The organism is Bifidobacterium felsineum, from assembly GCF_002802915.1.
GTDB classification, from domain to species: domain Bacteria; phylum Actinomycetota; class Actinomycetes; order Actinomycetales; family Bifidobacteriaceae; genus Bifidobacterium; species Bifidobacterium felsineum.
On record NZ_PEBJ01000001.1, the window covers coordinates 590,706 to 617,035 of the forward strand.

At 57.7% G+C, this 26,330-nt stretch carries 21 protein-coding genes and 1 tRNA gene; 12 read left to right on the plus strand and 10 right to left on the minus strand.

Annotated features, from left to right (window positions below):
* Positions 1 to 299: 299 nt before the first annotated feature.
* Positions 300 to 2,555, plus strand: coding sequence for a 1,3-beta-galactosyl-N-acetylhexosamine phosphorylase (gnpA, locus tag CSQ86_RS02435; protein WP_100493500.1), 2,256 nt, complete (start codon positions 300 to 302; stop codon positions 2,553 to 2,555).
* Positions 2,556 to 2,733: 178 nt separating this feature from the next.
* Positions 2,734 to 3,756 (plus strand): UDP-glucose 4-epimerase GalE, encoded by a 1,023-nt coding sequence (gene galE, locus CSQ86_RS02440; RefSeq protein ID WP_100493501.1) that lies wholly within the window; start codon positions 2,734 to 2,736, stop codon positions 3,754 to 3,756.
* Between the two features lie 73 nt (positions 3,757 to 3,829).
* On the opposite strand, the gene CSQ86_RS02445 is transcribed toward galE, so the two are convergent.
* A complete protein-coding gene (locus CSQ86_RS02445; protein WP_100493502.1) occupies positions 3,830 to 4,510 on the minus strand; it encodes a LuxR C-terminal-related transcriptional regulator in 681 nt (226 codons plus the stop codon).
* On the minus strand, positions 4,507 to 5,829 hold the full coding sequence (locus CSQ86_RS02450; protein WP_100493503.1) for an ATP-binding protein: 1,323 nt from the start codon (positions 5,827 to 5,829) through the stop codon (positions 4,507 to 4,509). The genes CSQ86_RS02445 and CSQ86_RS02450 overlap by 4 nt, the downstream gene beginning before the upstream one ends.
* A gap of 113 nt (positions 5,830 to 5,942) precedes the next feature.
* Here CSQ86_RS02450 and CSQ86_RS02455 point away from each other — a divergent pair, with 113 nt between their 5' ends.
* The 3 genes from CSQ86_RS02455 (at position 5,943) to CSQ86_RS02465 (ending at position 10,353) form a co-directional block, all read left to right on the plus strand.
* Positions 5,943 to 7,889: a PspC domain-containing protein gene (locus tag CSQ86_RS02455; protein WP_240542232.1), complete on the plus strand. Its 1,947-nt coding sequence runs from the start codon at positions 5,943 to 5,945 to the stop codon at positions 7,887 to 7,889.
* Positions 7,882 to 8,658, plus strand: a complete 777-nt coding sequence (locus CSQ86_RS02460) for a hypothetical protein (protein WP_100493505.1) — start codon at positions 7,882 to 7,884, stop codon at positions 8,656 to 8,658. Before CSQ86_RS02455 ends, CSQ86_RS02460 begins: the two co-directional genes overlap by 8 nt.
* A gap of 105 nt (positions 8,659 to 8,763) precedes the next feature.
* Entirely contained in the window at positions 8,764 to 10,353 is a 1,590-nt protein-coding gene (locus CSQ86_RS02465) for an alpha/beta hydrolase family protein (RefSeq protein WP_100493506.1), read from the plus strand.
* Between the two features lie 11 nt (positions 10,354 to 10,364).
* Here the strand turns inward: CSQ86_RS02465 and CSQ86_RS02470 are convergent, their stop codons facing one another.
* From CSQ86_RS02470 to CSQ86_RS02485, 4 genes are all read right to left on the minus strand, one after another.
* Complete coding sequence (locus CSQ86_RS02470; protein ID WP_100493507.1) at positions 10,365 to 10,997, minus strand: DUF4125 family protein; 633 nt, start codon at positions 10,995 to 10,997, stop codon at positions 10,365 to 10,367.
* On the minus strand, positions 10,994 to 13,156 hold the full coding sequence (locus tag CSQ86_RS02475; RefSeq protein ID WP_100493508.1) for a DUF4037 domain-containing protein: 2,163 nt from the start codon (positions 13,154 to 13,156) through the stop codon (positions 10,994 to 10,996). The genes CSQ86_RS02470 and CSQ86_RS02475 overlap by 4 nt, the downstream gene beginning before the upstream one ends.
* Positions 13,157 to 13,390: 234 nt before the next feature.
* Positions 13,391 to 14,581 carry an MFS transporter gene (locus CSQ86_RS02480; protein ID WP_100493509.1) on the minus strand — a complete coding sequence of 397 codons (1,191 nt, stop codon included), beginning with the start codon at positions 14,579 to 14,581 and terminating at the stop codon, positions 13,391 to 13,393.
* Positions 14,582 to 14,682: 101 nt separating this feature from the next.
* Positions 14,683 to 14,756 (minus strand) — tRNA-Pro (locus CSQ86_RS02485).
* Between the two features lie 210 nt (positions 14,757 to 14,966).
* Here CSQ86_RS02485 and lysS point away from each other — a divergent pair.
* The 3 genes from lysS to CSQ86_RS02500 all read left to right on the plus strand — a co-directional run bounded on the left by lysS (position 14,967) and on the right by CSQ86_RS02500 (position 18,654).
* On the plus strand, positions 14,967 to 16,649 hold the full coding sequence (lysS, locus tag CSQ86_RS02490) for a lysine--tRNA ligase (protein WP_100493510.1): 1,683 nt from the start codon (positions 14,967 to 14,969) through the stop codon (positions 16,647 to 16,649).
* A gap of 118 nt (positions 16,650 to 16,767) precedes the next feature.
* Entirely contained in the window at positions 16,768 to 17,754 is a 987-nt protein-coding gene (menA, locus tag CSQ86_RS02495) for a 1,4-dihydroxy-2-naphthoate octaprenyltransferase (protein ID WP_100493511.1), read from the plus strand.
* Positions 17,755 to 17,913: 159 nt separating this feature from the next.
* Positions 17,914 to 18,654 (plus strand): phosphoglyceromutase, encoded by a 741-nt coding sequence (locus CSQ86_RS02500; RefSeq protein ID WP_100493512.1) that lies wholly within the window; start codon positions 17,914 to 17,916, stop codon positions 18,652 to 18,654.
* Between the two features lie 170 nt (positions 18,655 to 18,824).
* Here the strand turns inward: CSQ86_RS02500 and phoU are convergent, their stop codons facing one another.
* A complete protein-coding gene (phoU, locus tag CSQ86_RS02505) occupies positions 18,825 to 19,499 on the minus strand; it encodes a phosphate signaling complex protein PhoU (RefSeq protein ID WP_100493513.1) in 675 nt (224 codons plus the stop codon).
* A 195-nt stretch (positions 19,500 to 19,694) separates the two neighbouring features.
* Here phoU and CSQ86_RS02510 point away from each other — a divergent pair, with 195 nt between their 5' ends.
* The gene (locus CSQ86_RS02510; RefSeq protein ID WP_100493514.1) at positions 19,695 to 20,888 is read left to right on the plus strand and encodes a sensor histidine kinase; all 1,194 of its coding nucleotides are present in this window, start codon (positions 19,695 to 19,697) and stop codon (positions 20,886 to 20,888) included.
* An 8-nt stretch (positions 20,889 to 20,896) separates the two neighbouring features.
* Here the strand turns inward: CSQ86_RS02510 and CSQ86_RS02515 are convergent, their stop codons facing one another.
* On the minus strand, positions 20,897 to 21,151 hold the full coding sequence (locus CSQ86_RS02515) for a DUF2530 domain-containing protein (protein ID WP_100493515.1): 255 nt from the start codon (positions 21,149 to 21,151) through the stop codon (positions 20,897 to 20,899).
* Between the two features lie 95 nt (positions 21,152 to 21,246).
* Positions 21,247 to 22,389, minus strand: a complete 1,143-nt coding sequence (gene serC, locus CSQ86_RS02520; protein ID WP_100493755.1) for a phosphoserine transaminase — start codon at positions 22,387 to 22,389, stop codon at positions 21,247 to 21,249.
* A 223-nt stretch (positions 22,390 to 22,612) separates the two neighbouring features.
* Between serC and CSQ86_RS02525 the strand changes: the two genes are divergently transcribed.
* The 3 genes from CSQ86_RS02525 to CSQ86_RS02535 all read left to right on the plus strand — a co-directional run bounded on the left by CSQ86_RS02525 (position 22,613) and on the right by CSQ86_RS02535 (position 25,729).
* On the plus strand, positions 22,613 to 23,560 hold the full coding sequence (locus CSQ86_RS02525) for a CHAP domain-containing protein (protein WP_100493516.1): 948 nt from the start codon (positions 22,613 to 22,615) through the stop codon (positions 23,558 to 23,560).
* A 166-nt stretch (positions 23,561 to 23,726) separates the two neighbouring features.
* On the plus strand, positions 23,727 to 24,479 hold the full coding sequence (locus CSQ86_RS02530; RefSeq protein WP_100493517.1) for an NlpC/P60 family protein: 753 nt from the start codon (positions 23,727 to 23,729) through the stop codon (positions 24,477 to 24,479).
* Positions 24,480 to 24,691: 212 nt separating this feature from the next.
* Positions 24,692 to 25,729: a universal stress protein gene (locus tag CSQ86_RS02535; RefSeq protein ID WP_100493518.1), complete on the plus strand. Its 1,038-nt coding sequence runs from the start codon at positions 24,692 to 24,694 to the stop codon at positions 25,727 to 25,729.
* Positions 25,730 to 25,899: 170 nt separating this feature from the next.
* Here CSQ86_RS02535 and CSQ86_RS02540 read toward each other — a convergent pair whose 3' ends face one another.
* On the minus strand, positions 25,900 to 26,313 hold the full coding sequence (locus tag CSQ86_RS02540; RefSeq protein WP_100493519.1) for an OsmC family protein: 414 nt from the start codon (positions 26,311 to 26,313) through the stop codon (positions 25,900 to 25,902).
* Positions 26,314 to 26,330: the final 17 nt, after the last annotated feature.

The window sequence follows — 26,330 nt, forward strand, 5'->3', positions numbered from 1 at the left end:
CCTCGTGCTACTCCTTCCGGTGCCGGGCGGCTTTTTCAGCTATCAAGTAGCACACTGATAACTCACTTGGAGGCTTCCTGATTCCACGTTGCGATGGAATCGCCAACGCGACCACCGATTGGGGAAGACTCCGGTGATGTTCGATTTCGCTCTTCCGGCGTTGCCGTGGGGCTACTCTCAAGGATTTATGCAGTCAGGATCCTGGACGCCCGACGGTGGCGTCGGATTCTTGTTTTATATGCATATATTGTTTACAATTTAATTATCCGAATATAATCAATGTCCTCAAAGGAGAGACTATGACCAGCACTGGGCGTTTTACCTTGCCTAGCGAGGAGAACTTCGCTGAGAAGACCAAGGAGCTTGCCGAGCTGTGGGGCGCGGATGCAATCCGTAATTCCGATGGCACGCATCTGGATGATGCCGTGCTTGCTCTGGGAAAGAAGATCTACAGCGCGTATTTCCCGACTCGTGCCCATAACGAGTGGATCACGCTGCATATGGATGAGACGCCGCAGGTGTATCTGCTGACCGACCGCGTTCTTGCCGAGTCGGACACTGTGGATGTTCCGCTGATGGACGGCTTCTTCGCCGAGCAGTTGAAGCCGAACCGTGATGCGGACCCGCACCGGTACTGGGAGGTTGTGGACCGTACCACCGGCGAAGTGGTCCCGACGGAACACTGGACACTGGATGCTGATACCGACACCGTACATATAAGCGGAATCACCCCGTGGCATGAGTACACGGTGAGCTTCCTGGCCTATATCATTTGGGATCCGGTGGAAATGTACAACCACCTGACCAACAACTGGGGTGATAAGGAACACGAGATTCCGTTCGACATTTACCATCCGGCGACCCGCAAGTTCGTGTTCGACACGTTCGAGCAGTGGTTGAAGGACAATCCGCAGGTGGATGTGGTGCGTTTTACCACGTTCTTCTACCAGTTCACCCTGCTGTTCGATCCGAAGCACCGCGAGAAGATCGTGGACTGGTTCGGTTGCGCCTGCACGGTGAGCCCGGCCGCTCTCGATGATTTCGAGAGGGAGTACGGCTACCGTCTGCGCCCGGAGGACTTCGTGGACGGCGGCGCCTACAACAGCGCGTGGCGTGTGCCGCGCAAGGCGCAGCGCGACTGGATCGACTTCCTGTCGGGCTTCGTGCGCAGGAACGTCAAGCAACTTGCTGATATGTCCCATGCCGCGGGCAAGGAAGCGATGATGTTCCTTGGCGACCAGTGGATCGGTACCGAGCCCTATAAGGATGGCTTCGAGAAGCTGGGTCTGGATGCCGTGGTCGGTTCCATCGGTGATGGCACCACGACCCGCATGATCGCCGATATTCCGGGCGTGCGCTACACCGAGGGACGTTTCCTGCCGTACTTCTTCCCGGACACCTTCTACGAGGGCAACGATCCGAGCATCGAAGGCCTTGATAACTGGCGCAAGGCTCGTCGCGCGATCCTCAGGTCCCCGATCTCCCGCATGGGTTACGGCGGCTACCTGTCCCTGGCGGCCAAGTTCCCGAAGTTCGTGGATACGGTGACCCATATCGCCGATGAGTTCCGCGACATCCACGACCGCACGGACGGCAAGGCTGCTGAAGGCGAGCTCAACGTGGCCATTCTGAACTCCTGGGGCAAGATGCGCTCCTGGATGGCGTTCACCGTGGCCCACGCATTGCCGAACAAGCAGACCTACTCCTACTACGGGATCCTGGAGTCCCTGTCCGGCATGCGTGTGAACGTGCGTTTCATCAGCTTCGATGACGTGCTCGAGTATGGCGTGGCGGATGACATCGACGTGATCGTCACCGGCGGCCCGGTGGATACCGCCTTCACCGGCGGCGACGTGTGGGCCAACCCGAAGCTGGCCGAGACGCTGCGCGCCTGGGTGCGCGGCGGCGGTGCCCTGGTTGGTGTGGGCGAGCCGAGCTCCCTGCCGCGCTTCCAGGCTGGCCGCTTCTTCCAGCTGGCCGACGTGCTGGGCGTGGACGAGGAGCGCTACCAGACCCTGTCCGTGGACAAGTACTTCCCGCCGGTCACCCCGGACCACTTCATCACTGCCGACGTGCCGGTCGACCCCGAGGCCCGCGAGGCCTGGGAGAAGGCCGGCTACCGGATTCCATTGTCCGGCTGCGGCGGCGGTCAGGGTATCGAGCCGTTGGGTGGCATCGACTTTGGCGAGCCGGTGCTCAACACCTATCCGATCAACGAGAAGGTGACCCTACTCCGCGCCGACAACGGTCAGGTGCAGCTCGCGGTCAACGAATACGGTGACGGCCGTGGTGTGTACGTGTCCGGACTGCCATACTCGGCCGCCAACGCGCGCCTGCTGGAACGCATCCTCTTCTGGGCGTCCCATAACGAAGACAAGTACGCGGCATGGAGCTCCTCGAACCCGGAGTGCGAAGTCGCGCACTTCCCCGAGCGTGGCCTCTACTGTGTGATCAACAACACCGACCAACCGCAGACCACCACGGTCACCCTCGCGGACGGCAGCAGCGAGACCTTCGACCTCGAAGGCAGCGGCATCGCCTGGCGCAACGCCTGACCTGACGCATTGGCTCCTCTTCTTGATGAAGGGGAGCCAATGTTCTCTTTTGTGAACAAAAAGCACATGAGAACCGCTTACTGCGCTTGATTTTGTCGTCAAATGCAGTAAACTCAGTCATGAAAGAACAAAAGTGCACATTCAGGAAACAGAAGTGCACATTCTTCAAGGAGAAGACATGACCACTGTTCTGGTTACGGGCGGCGCGGGCTTCATTGCCACCCACACTGACGTTGAGCTGTTGAACAAGGGATACGATGTGGTGTCCGTAGACAACTACGGCAACTCGTCTCCAATCGCTCTCGACCGCGTCGAGCAGATCACCGGCAAGAAGATCAAGCGTTACGACGGTGACGTGCGCGACGAAGCGCTGATGAACAAGATCTTCGATGAGAACCCGATCGACTGGGTCATCCATTTCGCAGGTCTCAAGGCCGTGGGCGAATCCGTCGCCAAGCCGATCGAGTACTACGACAACAACCTGTACTCCACGCTGGTGCTGCTCAAGGTGATGCGCGCCCACAACGTCAAGAAGATCATCTTCTCGTCTTCTGCAACCGTGTACGGCACTCCGAAGGAACTGCCGATCACCGAGGAGACCCCGACCGGCGGCACCACCAACCCGTATGGCACCTCCAAGCTGTTCCAGGAGCAAATCCTGCGCGACGTGCACGTGGCCGATCCGGAGTGGACTATCGTATTGCTGCGTTACTTCAACCCGGTCGGCGCTCACGAGTCCGGCCTGCTGGGCGAGGATCCGAAGGGCATCCCGGCCAACCTGACCCCATATGTGGCCAAGGTCGCCATCGGCGAGCTCAAGGCCGTGCAGGTCTTCGGCGACGATTACGACACCCCTGACGGCACCGGCGTGCGCGACTACATCCACGTCGTCGATCTGGCCAAGGGTCACGTGGCCGTTATCGACCACATCGAGAAGCCGGGTGTATTCACCTACAACCTGGGCACCGGCCACGGCTACTCTGTGCTCGAGGTCATCAAGGCCTACGAGAAGGCAGCCGGCCACGCGATTCCGTACGTAATCAAGCCGCGTCGCCCCGGCGACATCGCCGCCTGCTACGCCGACGCATCCAAGGCAGCCCGTGAGCTGGATTGGAAGGCCGAGCTGACCATCGACGATATGGCCAAGTCCTCCCTGAACTGGCAGACCAAGAACCCGAACGGTTTCCGCGACGCCAAGTGACTCCTCCTCGGCTCCCTCTGATGAGGGAGCTGGCCGCGTAGCGGACTGAGGGAGAGACCTAAAACAGTCTGATCTATACAATCCGCCTATCGGCGGCCCAGCGCGTGAGCTCGGTGCGGTTGGAAAGCTGAAGCTTTCTCAGCACCGAGCTCACATGCGTTTCCACGGTTTTAATCGAAATAAACAGCTCAGCGGCCACCTCTTTATAGGTGTATCCGCGGGCGATCAGCCGCATCACCTCCTGCTCGCGAGCAGACAAACGGTCCAATTCCTCGTCATGCACTGGCGCATCGGAAGCACTGCCAAACGAACCACCTTGGAATGCAGACAGCACAAACCCAGCCAATTTCGGCGAGAACACAGCGTATCCCTCATGCACTTGCTTGATTGAAGAAATCAAATCAGCGCCGGTAATGGTCTTCGTCACATACCCTCGCGCGCCGGCGCGAATCACCGAACCCACATCCTGCGGTGCGTCGGAGACGGATAATGCCAAAAACACGGTATCGGGGGAGTACGGACGGGACTTCAGCAGAATCTCAGCGCCGCCGCCGCCTTCACCACCCGGCACATGCACATCCAGTAACACCACTTGCGGTTTCACCTGCGCAATCATGGCCACCGAACCGGGCACATCCGCTGCTTGGCCCACGATATCGAACGTGTTCTGCAGCGTGGCGATTACGCCGGCGCGGAACATCTCATGGTCATCCACCACAGCAACACGAATCTTCGTTCTGTTCTCTTCGCTCATTGCTTCTCTCCTTGCTGTGAAGCAGTAGGTGCTATCGGCATATGCATGCGCACCTCGGTTCCCCATCCCGCTCTGGACACGATTTCCACTGTACCGCCGCGCCGCTCGACTCGGCCGATGATCGATTCACGAATGCCAAGACGGTCCTTCGGGATCGTACGGATATCGAATCCATTGCCATGATCGCGCACGAACACTTCCACCAGGGTTGCATTGGCCTCGCAATAGAGGGAAATCGGCTCCCCGCCATGTGTCACCGCATTCACCAGTGCCTGACGTGTGGCGTCCAGCAACGCATCGGTCTGCGCGCTTGGGCGAGCGTCTCCCACGGTCACCACCTCGATGGGCTTGCCGTGCCCGTCCTCCACCTCAGCGGCAATCGCCTTCAAGCCGGCGCTGACCGAACGATCTGAAGTGGCTCGCTCCTGATACAGCCACTCGCGCAATTCGCGTTCCTGCGCGCGCGCCAATGTGAACACGGTATCCGGTTCTTTGGAATGCAACTGAATCAACGCCAACGTCTGCAGCACGCCATCATGCAGATGCGCGGCCATATCCGCGCGCTCCTCCTCGCGCTCCTTAAGCGATTGCTCATGGGTCAGCTGCCGCAGCATCGTATTGGCCCAGGGAAGCACGGCAGTCACCATTGCCGCAATCATCACCAATCCGGATGCCATAATGCGGCGGGGTGAGGTGCCCCAGCCGATGAACGACACATTGGACACATACAAGGCCCAGCCAATGAAAATCAGTGCAAGCCCACCCAGCATCGAAAACACCTGCATGCCTCGCGGCGCAAGATTCATCCAGGCCAGAGCGATGCCGCCGAATACCAGCAGCAGCGGCAGGATAATCGCATTATCCACGCCGGCGCTGAGCAACAGCAGACCTATAGTCATCAGAGCAAATCCGCTCAACGCCACCAATGCCGGTTTCGGTGCCCGTTTTATGGCGTCCGCCAAGGATTCCGCGCTGCCGACAATATCTTCCGGGGGAATTGCCGAACCTTGTGCATCCACAGGACGATTGCCGTGAGCCAGAGGAGCCTGATTGATGGGCACTGTACTGGATTGTGCCGCAGCGACTGCAATCGGATTGCCCGCTGGTACGAAAATCCACAAGAACACATAGCCGACAATGCCGGCACCGTAGAGCATCGTCAATACGATGAATGCCAAGCGCACCCATGCTACGGAAATGCCAAGGTGCAATGCAATACCTTGGCATACGCCGGTAAGCCAACGGCCACGTTTAGGGCGCAACAGCGGCATACGTGCGGGCAACAATGGCTCGGAAGCTAGCAGTGTGGGTGAAGTCATGGTTCTATTGTGCCGCGCCTAGGGAGTCATCACCGGGTTTTGAGCCTATGTTCAGGGATGAATCAGGGTGCTTTCCGGGGAGTATGGCACTGGTCAAGCGCTGTAATGGAACCATGAGCAATCCGAATATGAATCAATACCAACCGCTGCGTGGCGAGTATGACCACAGCAATAGCGCCGGCAATGGCAACATCGCTGGCAATGGCAATGGCAAAGGCAATGCCCCACGGCGCATTTTCTCATGGATTCGGTCGAGCGGCTTGATGCGAGGCGATGACCGATGGATCGGTGGCGTATGCAGTGGCATCGCCGCCCGACTTGGCTGGAGCCCTACTCTGGTGCGTGCGCTGGTCATCATCGCGACACTGTTCTTCGGCTTCGGTGCTGCGCTCTATGCATTCGGCTGGTTCCTCATGCCGGACGTGCGCGACGGGCGCATCCTCGCTGAGGAGCTGATCGCCGGCCGATGGGACTGGAACTGCTTGGGATGCTTTGTATTCCTTGCTGTGGCGTTGTTGATTCCAGGCGCTGGCTGGGTGAGTATCGTGGTGGCGGCGATCGCCCTGTGGTGGCTCGCGAAAAGCGGCATCCGGCAGCGTGAGGGATACGGTTTCGGTGCTCGCGGCGGACAGGCGCGCGGTGCTGCTGGACCGAATCCAGCTGCGCCTTACCCGCCGTATGGGTTCGGTGCTGACCCTGTAAATCCTCATGTTGTGCCGAACGGTATGCCATCATATGCGCCGGCTGCTCCGTATGGTTCGCCGGCATCGTATGCGCAAGGTGTCAATCCCGGTATGGCAGCTGGTGTGCCGAATCCAATGATGAGCCAGCCGCAGCCGGCTCCCGGACCGTTTGCAGCGCAACCAGCACCTCACTATGTTTCACAAGGTGTTTCACAGAACTTCATGCAGGGGAACGCCACTGGCACTGCTGCAAGGCCTTCAACGACCTTCACCTCTGCCACGCCAGACATTGTGCCCCACAAGTCCAAGCGCCGCAAACCGGCCGGCCCAATCGTGGTGCTGAGCATTCTCGGTATTTCCTGCATCTCTTTCGCTGCGCTGATGGGATGGATATGGTTCAACGATTTGGGCATCGAATCCATTGTGCGTTGGGGAACCGTATGGATTTCCGCGCTGTGCGTGCTGATGGGACTCGTAGTCGTAGTGCTGGGCATGAAAGGCCGGCGAACCGGAGGCCTGATTCCGCTAGGTCTTCTCGCTGGATTCTGCGCGGCATGCATGATCATGGTGTGCAGCACCTATTCGGCCTATTGGTACCACTACACGCTTGCCGATAGGCAGAACCCGGTGCAGAACATCGAACTGACGAAGCACTATGGTTCCGAAAACGCATATGACATGAACGAAGTGCAGACCGATCGCACGTTTGCGGCTGATTCCAGTGATCGCACATTCAAGAAACTTGAGAAGGGCGTGGCATTCACCGGTGACAACTATGACCAAAGCAAGGCCATCCTCGACCTGTCCGCATGGGGTGACACGCATGCGCCGCATCAGGTGAAAACACATAACGGCAAAACCATCACCAGCAATTGCCCAGCGGGCACTATCAAGGTGGCCGCGAGAAGCGCTCAGGTGCATATCATTCTGCCGGACGGTTGCACATACGGCTTCGGCGAGGGACAGTACGGGTACATGGTCGGTCCAACCAGTGTCGGCGGCAAATACGCGCTGGTATATGACACGTCGGGTAGCTTCAACTTCAGCTTGGATGGCAGTTCGCCATTTCCCTCTGCACCGATAGGTGGAAAGAACTATGAATGGATGGGTAATCAGCCTGACTTGATGCCTGAATCCGGCCCCGAGCTGCTGATCGCCGTGCCCTACACCGTGGAGGGCCGCGTCAACGTGGTGTACGCGTCCGACTGGGAGGGAGATAGCTTCCAGACATTTGCCGACAAGTACGGCACTGAGAGCGGCAATGTTGAACGTCAGCAGTATCTGGACGAGGAAAGTGATTACGCGCCTTGGAATCAGCAGCCCGATAACTCCGGCAATGATTCCGGCAACGCCAGCAAGGAGGCGAACAATGACTGACGATATCAATGCAACCAAGGAATTCCAGTCCGTTGAGGATATGTCTCAGACGCAGACCATTCCCACGAAGCCGAAATCAACGGAACCGGAAGTGAGCGATACCAAGGTGTTTGCATCCGTGGCTGATGACAGCCAGACCCAAGTGCTGCCCACGGCAGACGATGGTCAACAGACTCAGGTGATTGATTTTCAGGCAGCTGAGCCTCACGATGATGAGCAGCCGGAAGCGGATACCATCGCATTGCAGTCGGTAGCCGATGTGGAGGAGCCGGACAATGCGGGAGCGGATACCACGGAAGCCACGGCAGTCACTACGCAATCTGCTGAGCCTGCGCCTGAAACTTCAGTCAAGCCGGATTTGAACGTGCCACTGATGGAAGCGTTCGCCCAGCAGACAGCTGCGCCATCGCAGTCTCCGGACGTTGCGCCGGACAATGCCGATACCACTGACCAGCATGATTCCCACGATAAATCGGATGCACCTGCTCCAGCAGTGGCCGCTGCCGCTCCGGTAACAGCCGCCGAGATACAGCATCCCAAGCGCAAGGCCAGCGTTCCGACCATTATCTTCGGGACCCTTGGCATGGTGATCGGTGTGATTGGCCTGCTATTCGGCTGGTCATTCCCCGGGCTGCTTATCGAAAGCTTCTACATCGACCCGCGCGTGCTGACGGCCATCATTTGCGGCGGCGTTGGTGTGGTGCTGGTGATCGTGGCCATCATCTGGGCCGTTATGGGCAGCAGAAAAAAGCAGACCGGCGAACAGTGATTTCCTATATGGGCTCCTCTCGGTGAGAGGAGCCTTGATCTGTGTTGCAACTGGGCAGTACTGCGAGTACACCTATGTTGCGTTGCGCAAGCGGAAAGGATTGCAATGAAACGGGTGGCGCATGTCGGAGGCATCGCATTGATTCTGCTGCTGATTTGCGCGCTATTGGGGTGGGGCATGATGCCGAGGTGGGACAACAAGCCCTATACCGGTCACATCGCTGTGGCATCTGCCAGCCCCGCAATCCTGCCGGCACAAGCATCCATCGCTCATGAGGGTCAATATAAAACTCGCGAAACCCAGCTTTCCATTGACATCGGTGGCGGCGTATCGCTTCCTGCGGTGCTGCGCGAGCCAGTCAATGCGCCCGGGCCGCGCCCGGCATGCTTGTTCATTCACGGATCGGGAACCAGCGGGGCCGAGGACTTCGGTGATATCGCCAATGCGATGGCCTCCGCAGGCATCGTGACCCTGGTGCCGGCTAAAAGCAACGAAAACTATACGATATTCCATCGTGATTATCCGCGATTCGCCAGCGAATATGGTAAAGCATTGGACGTATTACATGGCATTGATGGCGTAGACCAATCCCATACCGGCATCTATGCCGAATCCGAAGGCACGTGGATCGCCACGATTCTGGCCTCCGAACGTCACGATATCGCGTTTGCGGCACTCACTTCCGCGCCGGTGTTCAAAGGTCGTGAACAGATGGCCATGGCTATGAGCACGTACGCGCATGAAGCCGGAGCGCCAAAGCCGGTCATCGAAGACACGATGAAGCTGCTGTCTTTGGATTACCGACCATTCGGACTGCAATACGCCGACTTTGATGCCGATTATTACCTGAAATCCCTCACCATGCCAGTGCTCGTAAGCTACGGTGTATACGACACCGCCATGCCGATTGAACAGGGCGCGCAGCGCATTATGCGTGTGGCCGCGAGTAACGGGAACAATGCAGTGACCGTACGGTATTTCGCAGGCAATCATCAGATGCGAGCCGGCAAAGGGCTGTTTGTTCCGGGGTTGCCGTTGGCTGATGGATATACGCAAGCATTGGAAAACTGGGTGAATGGCGTATCGGCCGGTGCGTCTGTGAGCGGTTGGTCCACACCTCAGGTGGCAGGTGCTGCGCCGAGCCAGCAATATGAGGCACCTCGTCGGACCAATTCCGGCATCATCGGATCATTGGGAGTGCTGGTGGGCGTGATGCTTGCAGGTCCGATATTGCTGGGAATGGCATTACTGCTGGGTCTCATTGCGACTGTGCGTGCGGCATGGCTCGAGCGGGATACCGGCATCGTGCACATGCGAGGGAAACGCGCGGCTCTGTATGCGGTACCGCCATCGCATGCTCAGAGGACGGCGGCGGTCAGTGTGGGCGAGCCATGTTGGGGCTTGGGATTGAGCTTACTCGTTTCCTCCATGTTGCTGTATGTCTATCTTGCCGCAGTAGGTGCCGCCGCGGTATTCGCCATGACCCCAGCGCCGGGACTATTCGACGTCGGCTGGCATGCTTTGCAGGTGATTGCCGTTGTCGTGGTGATCATTCTTGCGTGGAGCGGGAAGACCATGTGGTCGGTGCGTCATGGCATTACCGGTGTGCAGCGTGCGACGTGTTGGCTGGTGCTCGCAGCTGCGGCCTTCACGCTGCTCTCCATGGCGTTCTGGGGCTTGTTCGGCTGGTGGTGATTTACGTTTCCTTATGCCGCTTGCACGGCTTCCGCCTCTTCAAGACTCTCGAAGCCGCCAAGTCTCACCGTGTGCAGCAGGGTTTCCTCGGTGATGTTGAGCGGGGGATTGGCGCTCGCGCGCTCGTTGATCATGGTTGCATAAAGATCAAACGTGGCATCCGAATAGGTGCCGAGTTCGCCGCGCAGATAGGTTTCGAACGAGGTGGCTTGCGGCGTGTCTTCATTGGTGGTGAGCACGCGCATGGCTTGGCCGAGTTTTGGGTATCGGGAGCGAAAATCGGCGGCCCACGCCACTTGCTGTTTGATGACCTGTTCCTGCCGTGCGATGCGGTCCGCGGAAAGTCTTGGAATATACGGCTCGATGTTCTTTCGGAACTCGTCGGGCGCGGTGGCTGCCATCATACGACCGTATTTCTCGGTGACGAGATTGCGGCCGACCTTGTCTGCCGCATCCAGATCCGCCGCATAGGAAGACAGCAAATCATGCGGCCATGTTAGGAACTGCGCCGAACGCATCTGATGGAACACCGGCCAGTTGCCTTGGCAAGCCGCACGTCCGCCCTCGTTATTGGTGTTCTGAAACTGATTCCATTCATGCCGCACAATGGATTCGCGCAGCTCGTCATCGTGGTTCATGGTCATGCCAGACTCCTCAGCGCGGGGTTGCGCGATTCGATATGCTCCTCCACATATGGCCGTTGCCATTCGAGGAACGTTTCGTTGGACGAGGTCAATCCTTCGCGTTGCAATTCTTTGACGATTTCGGCGGCGATATGTTCCACCGTATCGGCAATCGTCTCGGCGGCAGGAGCGGCCCCCTTGCCTCCTTCGCCAAATCCAGCGCCGCCGAAGCATGCTGCCGAACTTAGACGCATTACGGTTTCCAACTGCTCACAAACATCCGGCAGTAAAGCGAACATCGAGCCGGATAGCTTGCGTAACGCGGCGAACTGCCACTTGTAATACGGCGCATACCCAACAATCAGCGGCTTGTTGATTAGGAACACCATTGATGCCGTAGCCTGGACGAACTCATTGATGGACAGCCAGGCTGCCGCACCATCACCACGTTTCAAGGAACGCGGCAGATTGTATTGCCCTGCTTGCGCGATCATGCCCAGACGCTTGGAAATCAGCGACAGCCTCACATCCTCAGGCATATCCTTGAAACCCTGACGCACGGCGGAAAACTCGCCAGTAGGGTCTTGGAATATTTGACCATTGGTGGCAGTAGCCAATGTGGCCTCATCCAGCATCAGCCATTCGTGCGGCGCGTCCTGAGCGGGAGCCTCGGCATATCCGGTGATGGATGTGAAGAAATCACCGATGCGGAATACGCCATCGCGGCGGTTTGCGCCTTGTGCCCGCGGTGTGGCGGGGGAGAAGTGCTGTGCAGCATGGTCCTTGGATGCGGATGCATCTACCGAGGGCTCTTGAGCATTTCCGGTGAAGTGCACAGCATCTTGCTCATCCACCGTAAAGTCACGTGGCAGTGCCTCATAATCGGACTGCAGTTGCTCACCAATCGCGGCATAATCCTCATCGGACAGCCATAGGCAGAATCGCGGGCCGAAATCATGGTCTTGGGAGTATTGGTCGTCAAAGCCATAGCACTCCGAACCATGGCCTACCAGGCCGGCTGCGATGCGGGCGACGTACTGCGGATACCGATGTGCAATCATCGGCTTGCCGACCTGCATCCAGAATTCGCGGGCCAATTTGAGGCCGGATACCGGACAGGGAGAAGATTGCTCGCTCTCGGAATCCGTTGTCGGCAGCGGAGCATCGTCTGCCTGTCGCAGAGCGTCGCTGCCGGTCGCGACGGTGTCCGCATTCGCCGGAGCGGAACGATCATCCGCAGTGCCAATCTTGGCTTCAGCTTCGCGTAGATTCTCGGTGGTGATGCGATAATAATCCGTATCCGTGCCGTAGCATTCGGCGATGACCGCCAATGCCTTGCGATAGTGAACCGCGGCTTCGCCATAACGCTGCTCGGCATACAGCACTTGCGCGAAACCAGCCAAAGCGGACGCATAATGCGCCGAATGCGTGAGCTTGCCGGTGGCGTAGATGGTCAATGCCTGGGCCGCATGCGTATGCGCATCTTCAAGCTTGCCCTCTTGAAGCAGCACCAAAGCGAGATTGGTGTGAGAGGAGGCCACATCGATATCGGCTTGCGGATTTACGCTGGATGCTTCGATAATGGTCAGGGCTTGCTGCAGTTCTTGTTCTGCTAGCGGTAGGCGGTTGGTTTCGCTGTAGAGCATGGACAGGTTATTGTGCAGCGCAGCGAGGCGTCGGTCGTTGGCCGGGTAGACTTTTTGCGCACATGCCAGCGCCTGCGCATACAGGTCTTCGGCTTGGTCGTATTGCTTTGCCGCACGCATGGCCGTGGCGCAATTGATTAAGGTGGTGGCCCAGGTTTCGGATCCCTCCAATCCCATGCGTAGTGCAAGTTCGATGGCTCGCTGCACAATCCACTGATTTTCTCTGTGCTTTCCTTGCGAACGATTGAACCCCATCGTCTCGTTGAGCACGGTCAAGAGGCCGGCTTCGTCACCGGCGTTCTCGGCGTCGATGGCCGCTTGCTCCAAATATGGTCCAGCCTCGCTGGCGGCGGCATGGCGATTGAATATATCGTCCAAACCCTTGAGAAAGGCATCGGTATCGAACGGTGCGGTATCTTCATCGGTGGTGTCTTCGCTATCGCTCGGCAGACCCGCAGTATCGTCCAGATCTCCAGGACCATGCGCAAACTGTGCAGCGAATTGTTCGAGCAGCGCGTCTTCGTCAACCACCATGTACCTCCTTGAACAGAATCTTGTATCAGTCTATGGGCAAGGAGGCCGATACATGCAGCTAAATGGCTGTGAATTCGCTCTCAGTCTTTGCGCATCACTCACTGACTCTTGTTGACTGTCGGATATTGCACACTGACTGACGGTTTTTCAACAACCGCTGTAGGTTTTTGAACGTTGACTGTCGGATTTCTAACGAAATTCGTTCAAAAACCTACAGTCAACGTTGAAAAACCGTCAGTCAACATTGATCTCGTGCAGACGCTGGGCGGCTTGGGTGTCGGATTCGCAGCGCCAGGAGTAGAACGTGAGTAAACCGACCGACAAAATTGCCAATGGCAGACCGCCCAGTCCGGTGTAGCGGTAATTCATGGAGAACGTGGTCAGCATAGCACCGCCGACAATGGAGCCGACCGCGTTGCCGAAATTGAACGCCACCTGCACTGCGGCTCCGGCGATTAGCTCACCACCACCCTGACCGGCTTCAGTCATCAGCAACTGCTGCGGAGCGGAAATGAAGAACAAGCCGAAGGCGATCCAGAACGTGAGCAGTGCGGTGGTGAAATGATTACCAGGCAACAGCAGTACCATAAGCAAACCGATTCCGGAAATGGTCTGTCCGAGTGCCGCCGTGCCGGCGTGGCGCCAACGGTCGGTGATGCGTCCGCCGATCAGGCCGCCGACCACCATGCCGAAGCCGGCGAGCATCATCAGGAACGGTACGAATGCGGATGCCCAGCCGCCGGTTTTCTGCAGCCAGGGGGAGACGTAGCTCCACCAGCAGAACACACCTGCGTTGCCGGTGAATACGGCGGCCAGAATCACCCATGGGCCTCGGCGGGTAAGGAACTTGAACTGACCTGCAATGCCGGCATCCTTGATTGGAGCCACATATGGAATCATCGTGATGGTAAGCACAATGGTCATGGCGGCCCATGCGGCGAGCACGCCAAAGGCGAGCCGCCAGTTCAGGTATTCGGCCAGCAGCGTGCCTGCCGGTACACCGAGCATATTGGCCACGGTCTGACCGGTGACCATGATGGAAACGGCCTGAGCTTCCTTGCCCTTATCGGCCAGGGTTTTGGCGATTAACGTAGCGGTGCCGAAGAACGCACCATGCGGCAGGCCGGAGATGAATCGAGCCACGATGAGAATCGCGGCGTTTGGGGCAAAAGCAGACATCGTATTGCCGACAAGCGCAATCACCATGAACAGCACAATCAGGTTGCGTGGTGGAACTTTGCGTCCGAATACCAGAATCAGCGTACCGATGCACACACCGATGGCGTAGGCGGAAATGTAGTTGCCGGCGGTCGGGATGGAAACGTGGGTGGCCTCTGCAGCCTGCGGCAGGATGCCCATCATCACAAATTCGGCAGCGCCGAGGATGAATGCGCCGGAGGCGAGGGCGAGCAAACTTTTCTTCATGATGTGATTCCTCTGATGATAGTGCTGCTGTGCGGCACCGTGTGACAGGTGCAGCACATAGCAAAAGGGCCACCGGCTTGCACCGATGGCCCTTTGAGTTGTCGGGCTGGCGGGATTTGAACCCGCGGCCTCTTCGTCCCGAACGAAGCGCGCTACCAAGCTGCGCTACAGCCCGTTTTGACAACAGACGTAGATATTACAGGATTTTGGTTTGAGTGCAAAATCGGCGTGTCGTGCAAGTCGCATTGCATGTATGTTCCGCTTACGTTCCTTTTATGGCTTGTGCGCTGCACGCATGCCTCGAGACAATAGTGTCACCGGCCGCCGGTAGGCGGGTCAGAAGCTTTACTTATATAATCGCCGGCCTTGCGTACACTGATGAACCATGGCTGAAGTTGTAGAAAACACTGAAAATACCGAGAACGAAACCCCGGCGGTCCCGCAGATGACCACCGTTGAACGTGCGGAAATGCTGCTCAAGCAGGACGCCACCATTACCGAAAAGATCAAGTCCGGCGCCACGCTGGACGAGGCTGTGGACCCATCCAACAAGGAATTTGGCCCGCTGGCCCACCCGGAGCAGGTGCAGATGCGCGTGGCCAAGCGCGCCATGATGCTGGACGCCGGCATCGCCCCCTACCCGGTGCATTTGGACGTGACCAGCACCATCGAAGCCGTGCGAGCCAAGTATGACGGCAAGCTCGAAGCTGGTCAGGAAACCGAGGATATGGTCGGCATCGCCGGTCGTGTGCTGTTCCTGCGTAACGCCGGCGGCCTGTGCTTCGTGCAGCTGGCCGCGGGCGATGGCACGAAGATTCAGGGCATGATCTCCAAGAAGGAGATCGGTGCCGATTCCCTGAAGCAGTTCAAGCAGCTGGTCGATCTCGGCGATCACCTCTATCTGAAGGGCCGCGTCATCGCCTCCAAGACCGGTGAGCTGTCCGTGTTCGCCACCGAGTGGGCCATCGCTTCCAAGGCGCTGCAGCCACTGCCGGCTCTGCACAAGGAGCTGAACGAAGACACCCGCACCCGCAAGCCTTACATCGCCATGATCGCGGACGAAAAGACCCGCAACATGGTGCGCAATCGTTCCAAGGCTGTTGCCTCCCTGCGCAGCACCTTCGCCAGCCACGACTTCCTCGAGGTCGAAACCCCGATGCTGCAGACCTTGCACGGAGGCGCCGCGGCCCGCCCGTTCACCACGCATATGAACGCCTTCGACCTGGACCTCTACCTGCGCATCGCTCCGGAACTGTTCCTGAAGCGCTGCCTGGTGGGTGGCATCGACCGCGTGTTCGAGATCAACCGCGACTTCCGCAATGAGGGCGTCGACGCCACGCACGCTCCGGAGTTTACCATGGTCGAGGCTTACCAGGCTTACGGCACCTATGATTCCATCGGCCAGCTGGTCAAGGAACTCGTGCAGAAGACCGCCATGGACGTCTACGGCTCCCATAAGGTCACGCTGCTCGACGGCACTGAATACGATTTCGGCGGCGAGTGGAAGACCATCAGCATGTATGACTCCCTCTCCGAAGCCCTCGGCGAGGAAATCGTGCCGAACGGCGGTCCTGAGCATCCCGGAACTTCCGTGGAACACCTTGGAGCCATCGCCGACAAGCTCGGTGTGGAGCGCGACGAGGTCGAAAACCATGGCAAGCTGGTCGAACACCTCTGGGAGCACTTCTACGAGGACAAGCTCTACGAGCCCACCTTCGTGCGTGACTTCCCGGTCGAAACATCCCCGCTGGTCAAGGGCCACCGCACCAAGCCAGGCGTTGTGGAGAAGTGGGACCTCTACGTGCGTGGCTTCGAGCTAGCCACCGGCTACTCCGAGCTCAACGACCCGGTTGTGCAGCGCGAACGCTTCGTAGCCCAGGCCAAGGATGCGCTCGCCGGCGATGAAGAAGCCTGCGATATCGATGAGGACTTCCTCGAGGCCCTCGGCGTGGGCATGCCTCCGGCAGGCGGCATGGGCATGGGCATCGACCGACTGCTCATCGCGCTGACCGGTGCCACGATTCGCGAAACCATCACCTTCCCGCTGGTCAAGCCTTTGGTCGCCTGAGTCTCGTATCTCGTAAAAATCCAGCCCTCACGGAATGCGCGTGAACGCAAGTTCGGCATACGTTCCGTGAGGGCTGAGTTGTTCTGTAGGGTTACTAAGAAAGCTAGTGTAGGGAAATATGAATCTACGTTTATGGCTCAGCGGTTTGCGTCCCAAGACTCTGCCCGCCTCCATCGCACCGGTACTGGTGGGCGCGGCATTGGCGTCGCGCATCATCAACCAACTCGGCACCTGTATCGAGATCTATCCAGAGCCGGCCGATTGTGCTGCCAACCGAACCATTGCCGAGCCATTACAAGCCCATTTCTGGCCAGTAGCCATACTGTGCATGCTCGTTGCCTTGTTCCTGCAAATCGCGGTCAACTTTGCCAACGATTATTCCGATGGCGTGCGTGGCACCGATGATGGGCGGAATATGGCGGAATCGAAAGGATGGTCTCAGGCGAACGGCCGTGGTGCCAAGCCGCAGCGACTCGTTGCTTCCGGAGTACCTCCGAAGCATGTGCTGGCAGCTGCCGGCATTGCAGCGGTGCTCACCGCCGTCTGCGGTCTGGTAGCGGTTATCATTTCGCAAGCATGGTGGCTGCTGGCCGTAGGTGCTTTGAGTCTGATTGCCGGCTGGTTCTACACCGGAGGCAGGCATCCATATGGCTATGCTGGACTTGGCGAAGCCGCGGTATTCCTGTTCTTCGGGCTTGCCGCGGTACTGGGCACCGAATATGCACTAAGCAGCACCATCGATACGCTCGGCGTAGCCGCTGCCATCTGTTGCGGGCTTAATGCCGCAATGTTGCTGATGGTCAACAATCTGCGCGATATCGAATCCGACCGCGCGCATAGCAAGCGTACGTTGGCTGTGAGGCTGGGGGAGAAGCGCGCGACCATCATGCTTATGATCTGCTGCATCTTAGCGTGGGCTTTGGGATTGTTCCTATGCATGTACCTGTGGATGCCGTGGGGAGGTATCCTGCTGATTTCCGGTATCGCGGTGCCGATTCGCATGGTCTCCAGCGTGCCGAAACATCAGTTCCGCACGGCTTTAAGTGATGCCGGCTTCCAGACGCTGTTGTTTGCCGTGGTAGTGGTTCTCTCAGCCATGCTGTAGTAACGACTGTTATGCGACCGTGCGCCATAATGCCTGGTCCGTGCGAAAAGTGCTATAAAAGGGCAAATTTGCTTAAGTTTCCGTAATATTCGCGCGAAACGTGTGCGGCAAGTAAGATGAATGCTCGCATTTGGCGGCTTCGGGCGGTAGACTGGCCGTATGTCTTACAAACTAGTACTGCTCCGTCATGGACAGAGCGCATGGAATAAAACCAACCAGTTCACCGGCTGGGTCGACGTTCCGCTGACCGAACAGGGTGAAGCTGAAGCCAAGCGTGGTGGCGAGCTGCTCAAGGAGAAGAACGTCCTTCCGGACATCGTGTTCACCTCCCTGCTGCGTCGCGCCATCAACACCGCCAACATCGCGCTGGATGCCGCAGATCGTCTGTGGATTCCGGTTGAGCGTAACTGGCGTCTTAACGAGCGTCACTATGGCGCTCTGCAGGGCAAGAACAAGACCGAGATCCGTGAAGAGTACGGTGACGAGAAGTTCATGCTGTGGCGTCGTTCCTACGCCACCCCGCCGCCCGAGATTGATCCGAACGATGAGTACGCCCAGAACCACGACCCGCGTTACGTCGGCGACCCGGTTCCGGAAGCCGAATGCCTGGCCGATGTGGTCAAGCGCGTTGAGCCGTACTTCAAGTCCGCCATCGAGCCGGAGCTGAAGGCTGGCAAGACCGTTCTGATTGCCGCTCACGGCAACTCCCTGCGTGCCATCGTCAAGATGCTGGATAACCTGTCCGAGGAAGAGATCGCCAAGGTCAACATCCCGACTGCTATCCCGCTGCTGTACGAGCTGGACGAGAACTTCAAGCCGATCAAGCCGCGTGGCGAGTACCTGGATCCGGAAGCTGCCGCTGCCGGTGCCGCTGCCGTCGCCGCTCAGGGCCAGAAGTGATCTGAGGCGCCCTGGCGCTGCTAAGACATTAAGGGACTGCACGTTCATGTGCAGTCCCTTTTTTCATGCACCGCGCCGACACGGATTCTGAAATCAAGCAAAAGAAAACGGCGTCCAGTCGTAACCGGATCGCCGTTTCGGGCATCCCCTAGGGGATAGGTCTTGAATTATCAGTCGATATCGGTACCCTCGTCACGGGTCGGCTTCTTAGAAGGATCGAAGCCGGAGACGATGTAGGCCACGCGACGTGCCACGGAGACGGCGTGATCACCGAGACGCTCCAGGAAGCGACCCAGCAACACGATGTCCACCGTCTGCTGACGGGTCACATCATCGGAGAGAGCCAGCTCGAAGGTCTTGTGATGCAGATCGTCAAGCTTGTCATCGTTCAGAATGATGCTCTCAGCATGCTTCTCATCGCGGTTGTCCAGCAGGTTGACCAAATCGTCGGCGGTGTGGTTGAGGAAGTCGATCATCTCAGCGAACACCGGCTGAGCGGATTCCGGCAGCGGAGAAGCCGGGTAGGTGCGGCGGGCGGCTTCGGCAACGTGGCGGGCAAGATCGCCCATACGCTCGAAGGTGGAAGCCAGACGCAGGGTAGAGACCACCACGCGAAGATCCGTCGCCACCGGGTTCTGCTTGGCGAGCAGCTTCACGCACTGATCGATAACGGAGGATTCAAGGGCGTCAATCTCGATGTCGCCGTCAATCACGGTTTGCGCGGCCTCAACGTCCTGCTTCAGCAGGGCTTCGCCGGCACCGTTGATTGCCTTACGGACATCTTGCGCCATATGGTCGAGGTCGTCAGCAACCTGCTTCAGCTCCTCGTTGAAAATAACGCGCATTTCTCTAGCCTTTCATGCTTGCTTGTTGCAACCTGTACCAGTTTATTATTCCAACTCATGCGCACTACATCAACGTAGTTAAACGCAACCTCAAGTTGTTCAACTGTTCATTGGGTCGTTTACTCGTTATTCATATTAGCGGCGCGCCGCAGCGATGAACAGCAATGAACTTCGGCGTGTGGAAGAATGTAATGCATGATACAGATGCCGATTGCAGCGCTGATTGCGCTTATCGCGTTGTCCGTTGTTCTGCTGGTTGCGATTGCTGTTGTGTCTGTGGGAATCGCCACGCATCGGGTAACGCTGTCGTTTGCCCATCGCGATGAAAATGATGTCGATGATTTGTCTGATGATACGGCGGCTCTGCTGTCCATGTTGCCCGGCACGTCGATTGTGGTGGATGAGCATGACTCGGTGGTGCGATCGAGTCCGGCCGCCTATCAACTTGGTGTGGTGGAGGAAGACGCCATCATCGACGCCAAAGTGCTCAAGGCCGTTCACGAGGCAAGAAAATCCGGTGGCAAGCGTCAATTTGACCTGACCACGTCGACCCCGGATCGCTATTCGGTGGATCGCGGCGGCAACGATCACGTGACCGCACAATCGGTGAGTCGCCCGAATTGGCTGAAGGTCACGGTGGCGCGCATCAGCGAGAAATTCGTCATCGTACTGGTCACTGATGTCAGCGAAGTCGTGCGCTTCGGCCAGGTTCGCGATTCATTCATCACCAATGTATCCGAACAGCTATTGAAGCCCACGCAGGCGTTATCCCAACTGGCCGACTCGCTCGAGCACGGTGATTTCGATAGTGAGCAGATTGCCAAGGATGCAAGGCTCGTGCGCTCCAGCTGCAACAAACTCAATCATATGGTCTCCGATTTGCTGCTGCTGATTCGCGCACAGGAGCCGATTACGCCATCCTCCGCCAACCGGCTCAATGTTATGGAACAGTTGCGTGCCACGGTCAAGCGTCTTGAGCCGGAAGCCGAGCAGGCTGGCGTGCGGTTGCATCTTAAAGGCGATGATGCCTTGGTCATTAATGGGCTGGCCGATCAAATCGACAGCGCTGTGACCAAGCTGGTGGAGAACGCCATCGGATATTCCAAGGACAATGGTGTGGTCAGTGTTTCCGCATCGGTATCCAAAGATGGCAAGCAAGCGGTGATTCGTGTAATCGATCAAGGTGCGGGCATTGCGAAGCAGGATCAGGATCGTATTTTCGAGCGGTTCTATCGCGGTGCCTCACAGAACGAGCGCACGGCCGATGGCGTGGGCCTCGGCCTGGCCATCGTCAAGCATGTGGCATTGACCCATCACGGTGATGTTTCGGTGTGGAGCGCCGCCGGTCAGGGCAGTACGTTCAGTCTGACGTTGCCGCTTGCGCAATAAGAAAGAATCTACAGACCAAGTCGCCGGTAATCCCAGCGGTCGAAGAACTCCCAGATCAGCAGCAGAAGACCGATAATCACGCCCGAAGCGCAGATCACGACGAATGATTCCGTGCCGTGGTGAACGGTCAGTGCGATGAGAGCGATGACAAGCGCCACGGCCCATAGGCCGGTACCGATGCCGAAAACCTTACGCAAATCGACCCGCACCGGTTTCGGCGCGGGTTTGCGAATGGCGGGATCGATGATGGGCGCAAACTTCATAGTCTATGACTGTAGTAAAGAGGAACGTCAAACGCTCCTCTTTACTACTTCCTTTACTATGTCGCGAATGTTCCGGATGCCGTGCTGACGAATGTCTACAAATGCTCGACCACGTAGTCGATGCACTTGGTCAGATTCACCACATCAGATGGTTCCACCGAGGGGAACACGCCGACGCGCAGCTGGTTGCGGCCGAGCTTACGGTAGCCGGCGCAATCCACAATGCCGTTTTCACGCAGCAGCGCCAGCACCTGATTGGCCTGGACTCGTTCATCCAGATCAATGGTGACCACTGCATGGGAGCGTGCGGCGGGATCGGAGACGAACGGTTGCGCGTAATCGGAACGTTCGGCCCATGAATACAGCAGCGATGCGGACTTGGCGCAGCGGGTGGTGGCCCAATCAAGACCGCCGTTGTCATTCAGCCAGCGAACCTGGTTCTCCATCATGATGAGATTCGCCACGGAAGGCGTGTTCAGCGTCTGATCCTTGCGGGAATTCTCCAATGCCTTGGTCAGCGAGAGGAACGGCGGCACCCATCGACGCGCGCCATCGAGATGCGCGCTGGACTCCACGCCTGCCGCTCGTTCGATGGCGGCGGGGGAGAGCACGGCCACCCACAGGCCGCCGTCCGAACCGAATGCCTTTTGCGGGGAGAAGTAATACACGTCAGTCTGGCTGATATCAATGGGCAGCGCGCCTGCTGCACTTGTACCGTCGATTACGGTCAGTGCGCCAGCCTCCTGACTACCGGGGACGCGATGAATCGGGGCGGCCACACCCGTGGAGGTTTCATTATGCGCCCAGCAATACGTGTCCACACCCTCAGTGAGCTCGGGAAGACGATACGTCCCAGGTTCCGAAGAGAAAATCGCAGGCTCTTCAAGGAAGGGCGCATTGGCTGCGGAGGCGGCGAACTTCGCGCTGAAAGAACCGTAGGTGCCGAATGCGGCACGTCGAGTGATCAGGGAGGCGCATGCGATCTCCCAAAATGCGCTGGCGCCGCCGTTACCCAAGGCGATTTCATAGCCGTCCGGCAACTTGAAGAAGTCGTGCAATCCCTCGCGAATTGAGCCAACCAGCTGCTTTACCGGAAGCTGGCGGTGAGAAGTACCGAGCAGGGTAGTGGCGCCTGCATCCAATGCGGCGATCTGCTCTGGGCGTACTTTGCTGGGGCCGGAACCGAAACGGCCGTCTTCGGGCTTTATTGAATCAGGAATCTTTACTGTCGTAGTCACGGAGAATAGGGTAGTCAACATGTAGGAATAACGCCAGAACCTGATCGGTTACCGGATTGACGGTTTGTCAAAAAATAAGGTGTCGAACCGGTTTGACACGCCCGTATGTGCGTCATTGTGTGCTCCAATGACGCATGTTCGTTGTAGAGTAAATGTCAGTGTCGGTACAGCAGTACCTGATCATGACGTACTGTTGTCAACCAAACCAAGGAGTTTATTAGGTATGAAGCATGCTTCGCATAAAGCGGCCAAGGTTACGCGCCAGAAGTTTAGCTTAGCGAAGGCACTGTTCTCCTCTGGTAAGGGGACGCATTCCATTCGCTCTGTTCGTGCTGTGCAGTCCGCAGGCGACGATGCCGCCGTATTGGGGTTGGACCCGGCGGTGGCTGCAAAGATCAATGAAATCGCTCCGCAAACCCGTCGCTCAATCCGTCAGGCTGCTCGTGCCGCCGAGCGTCGTAGTCATATTCTCGCCTCTGCATCGCTTGCCGCTCTGGTGGGTACCGCAGCCGGTGCCATGGCTTTTGCTAACACCGATGAAGATCTGACTGTCGCCGATAACGCCACGACCACCACGCAAATCAAGCGGGTGAGTGACCTAAGCGCTGCATCACGTTCTGAAGCTCGTGCCGATCTCACCTCGTCGGTGGCTACCCAGTCCGATGTCGAGGGTGATTGGGGCTTGAGCAATTCCGATGGCGCCCTGGATACCAAGCTGATGAACCGCAATGCGGCAAAGAATGCGGTGGTCTCCGTATTGCTCGATCAGGATGCCAACGTGGTGCCGAATGGGTTCAATCCGAATCATGATACCGGTGCCAACGGCAATACGTACCCTTGGGGTCAATGCACATGGTATGCCTATGAGCGCCGCGCGCAGATGGGATTGCCTACCGGCAGTAAGTTCGGCAATGCCACTACCTGGGCTTCTTCTGCCAGCGCTCTTGGATATTGGGTGGATGGCACCCCTCGTCATGTCGGCGATGTCGTGGTGTTCCAGCCGGGGCAAGAAGGTGCCGCTGCATATTACGGGCATGTGGCCGTGATAGAGAAAATCAACGCGGACGGTTCGATTGAGGTTTCCGAATCCAACGTTAAGGGATTGGGTGTTATTTCCAGCCGCTCCTTCTCCGCTGATCAGGCCAGCAAACTTCAGTTCATTCACTACTGATATCCAGTACATTCATCCATTCATCGTGCTGATTGCCATGAAGTCGGTTTGCGTCCGGCTGATGGCGGACAAAGCACGACACGCCGTGGAATGTGCATTATCTCATAGCTTTGGATTCCACTGTCAGCGTGATTTGTTGAACGGTGCAGTGTAAGGTGAGGGTTCTATGAAGACTAATTCCGTGATTTCTTCTGTGGTGGCAGTGTGCGCCGCAGCTGCATGCTTATTTGCTTTTGCTCCTGCAGCTTCGGCTGCCTCAGTTCAGGAGACCATCACCTCCACCAAGTCCTTCCCTGCATACACACAGGTGCGCAAGAACTTCGCCGCTGAAGCCACTTCCACGGATGTGGCCGATGACGCCAGCTGGGGAGATGTGGAAAGCCTCAACGTTCCTCAGACCAAATCTCAGGCTGAGAAGGATGCAGAGGCTCAGAAGAAAGCGCAGGAAGAGGCAGCTCAGAAGGCTGCTGCTGAACAAGCTCAGTCTCAGTCCCAGTCCGACGCAGCGGCAAGCCGTAATAATTCCCGTTCCGCGTTAAGCAGCTATTCTGATTCAGGATCCAGCGCCAGCGCTGGTGCCGCAGCCTCTATTGATCGTGCATATTCGTTGATCGGCGGATCGATGGACTGCACCGCACTGGTGACCAAGGCGCTTGCTGCTCGTGGCATTAATTTCCACGGTTGGCCTGAGGATTACGTCAATGTGCCGGGCGGTTATGTGGTCACTGATGGTTCGCTCCAGCCAGGTGATATTTTGATTTACAAATATACGAATGGCGCTAATGGTGGTCTTCATTACGATCACGTCGCCTTGTATGTTGGTGGCGGCAAGGCCATTCATGGTGGCTGGAATGGTAGCAATGTCGCGCTAGCGGGCATTTTGGCAAGCAAGCTCACCACTGTGGTGCGCATTCCGTGATATAACGGTCTGATTGTTCTTCATAAGGCTCTGCGAAATCTCGAGATGAGGCTTTGCAGAGCCTTATTTGTTATCGCTACAGGTACCGTCGCGGTTGGTGACGGTGACGATTGTGATTTTTCCCGCGTTTTTATTACCGGCTAACTTGAGTATTGCGGGGTATTGTTGAAGGTATGCGGTGCTGATGCCGTAATAACTTCAAGGAGGTCGTCATGATTAACGACAAGGCCATTCTCGTCGGTGTTGACGGGTCCCATGCCAGCTATAAGGCAACATGGTGGGCCGCGAATTATGCCAAGCATGCCGGGCTCACGCTGCAGATCGTCTGCGCGTATTCCCTGCCCAGCTATGCCGCCGTATCGTTCGATGCCACCTATACGGCGATGGGGGATGACAACGCCGCCCATTCCGATGCGCAGGAGATTCTATCCAAGGCCAAGGCCATCGCCGATGAACAGGGCGTCGAGGCCGCCACTTTGATTGTCACCGGGGACCCGGCATCCGTGTTCGTGGAGCTTTCCCGCAACTACAACCTGATCGTCATCGGCAACCGAGGCAAAGGCGGTCTGGCAGAGCGTCTGCTCGGCACCACGTCGTCCTCATTGCCGGCGTACGCCTACTGCCCGATCGTGGTGGTGCCGTACACCGATGATGATGGCAACTTGATGCATCTGAACAACACCATCACCAAGGTAGCTGTCGGTTCCGATGAGTCCAAGTGGGGTCTGAAGGCATTGGAGATTGCCGCCGATTTCGCCACATGCTGGGGCGCCGAGCTCGACGTGCTGTCCGCCGTGCCGAACCTGAAGGGCATCGATGGTGAGGATGATGTGTTGAAGTCCTACGAGGACGATCTGGAAGTGCGCATCAAGCCGTTGCAGGAATCCCACCCGAACCTGAAGATCAACAAGCGCATCGTATCCGGCCCTGCCGTGAGCGCCCTGACCAAGGCCAGCTACGATCATGATGTCGTGGTGGTCGGCTCCCGTGGGCGTGGTGGCTTCACCGGTCTGTTGCTGGGATCCACCAGCCAAGGGCTGCTGCAGCATGCCGTGGGCCCGGTGTATGTGGTGCCGCGCAAGTACGTTGAAGCCGCAGAATCCCGTCTTGACACGGTTCCGAGCTCGCCGGCTGAAGTGCCTACCAAGTCGCTGGAGGAGATTGCAGGCGTCGAGGAGGTTCCGGTGGCCAAGGCTGAACCGGAAGTCGCCAAGGAGATCGAGAAGACCATTGATCCCGAGCGCCAGTAGGCTGCGATAGGGCAACGAAACACTATTGCCCGAGAATTTACCGCACTGAGTCCGTCTCAGCGCGGTAAATTCTCGAGCAATAGCTTTATTTCGAGAAAAACCGCGTTCAGTTTCAACATCAATTGCAACTGAACGCGGTTTTTTGTTTGGTGATATGAGTAACAGTTGAATTAACGCTTGATGGTCACGTTCATGCGCACAGGGGTCTCCTGCACATAAGTGTGCTTCACCGTGCAGCCCTTGTCGATGTGACGAGTGATGCGTTCCTTGAGCTTTTCGGCATCTTCATCGGAAAGACCGGCGTCGGATGCGTCCACTACAACCTGCTCTTCAAAGCCGGTGTAAGCGTCGTTCTCGGGGTCGTAGGAGCCGTCAACCACGATCTTGGCGCCCTTGCCCTCGCCGAGCGTATGTTCGATGGCGAATTGGCTGGAGAGCGCGGCGCAGCCGGCCAAAGCCACCTTCATCAGGTCTCCCGGCGTGAACTGTCCGCGGTCCTTACCGAACTTGATGTGCGCGCCGTCGTCACTGAACGCATCCCATGAACCATCCTTGTTGCGCTCCACCCACAGTCGCTTACCCATATTTGCCTCCTTAGGCT

Coding starts and splice junctions, on each gene's coding strand:
- gnpA (WP_100493500.1), top strand. CDS start 300: ATGACCAGCACTGGGCGTTTTACCTTGCCTAGCGAGGAGAACTTCGCT.
- galE (WP_100493501.1), top strand. CDS start 2,734: ATGACCACTGTTCTGGTTACGGGCGGCGCGGGCTTCATTGCCACCCAC.
- CSQ86_RS02445 (WP_100493502.1), bottom strand. CDS start 4,510: ATGAGCGAAGAGAACAGAACGAAGATTCGTGTTGCTGTGGTGGATGAC.
- CSQ86_RS02450 (WP_100493503.1), bottom strand. CDS start 5,829: ATGACTTCACCCACACTGCTAGCTTCCGAGCCATTGTTGCCCGCACGT.
- CSQ86_RS02455 (WP_240542232.1), top strand. CDS start 5,943: ATGAGCAATCCGAATATGAATCAATACCAACCGCTGCGTGGCGAGTAT.
- CSQ86_RS02460 (WP_100493505.1), top strand. CDS start 7,882: ATGACTGACGATATCAATGCAACCAAGGAATTCCAGTCCGTTGAGGAT.
- CSQ86_RS02465 (WP_100493506.1), top strand. CDS start 8,764: ATGAAACGGGTGGCGCATGTCGGAGGCATCGCATTGATTCTGCTGCTG.
- CSQ86_RS02470 (WP_100493507.1), bottom strand. CDS start 10,997: ATGACCATGAACCACGATGACGAGCTGCGCGAATCCATTGTGCGGCAT.
- CSQ86_RS02475 (WP_100493508.1), bottom strand. CDS start 13,156: ATGGTGGTTGACGAAGACGCGCTGCTCGAACAATTCGCTGCACAGTTT.
- CSQ86_RS02480 (WP_100493509.1), bottom strand. CDS start 14,581: ATGAAGAAAAGTTTGCTCGCCCTCGCCTCCGGCGCATTCATCCTCGGC.
- lysS (WP_100493510.1), top strand. CDS start 14,967: ATGGCTGAAGTTGTAGAAAACACTGAAAATACCGAGAACGAAACCCCG.
- menA (WP_100493511.1), top strand. CDS start 16,768: ATGAATCTACGTTTATGGCTCAGCGGTTTGCGTCCCAAGACTCTGCCC.
- CSQ86_RS02500 (WP_100493512.1), top strand. CDS start 17,914: ATGTCTTACAAACTAGTACTGCTCCGTCATGGACAGAGCGCATGGAAT.
- phoU (WP_100493513.1), bottom strand. CDS start 19,499: ATGCGCGTTATTTTCAACGAGGAGCTGAAGCAGGTTGCTGACGACCTC.
- CSQ86_RS02510 (WP_100493514.1), top strand. CDS start 19,695: ATGATACAGATGCCGATTGCAGCGCTGATTGCGCTTATCGCGTTGTCC.
- CSQ86_RS02515 (WP_100493515.1), bottom strand. CDS start 21,151: ATGAAGTTTGCGCCCATCATCGATCCCGCCATTCGCAAACCCGCGCCG.
- CSQ86_RS02525 (WP_100493516.1), top strand. CDS start 22,613: ATGAAGCATGCTTCGCATAAAGCGGCCAAGGTTACGCGCCAGAAGTTT.
- CSQ86_RS02530 (WP_100493517.1), top strand. CDS start 23,727: ATGAAGACTAATTCCGTGATTTCTTCTGTGGTGGCAGTGTGCGCCGCA.
- CSQ86_RS02535 (WP_100493518.1), top strand. CDS start 24,692: ATGATTAACGACAAGGCCATTCTCGTCGGTGTTGACGGGTCCCATGCC.
- CSQ86_RS02540 (WP_100493519.1), bottom strand. CDS start 26,313: ATGGGTAAGCGACTGTGGGTGGAGCGCAACAAGGATGGTTCATGGGAT.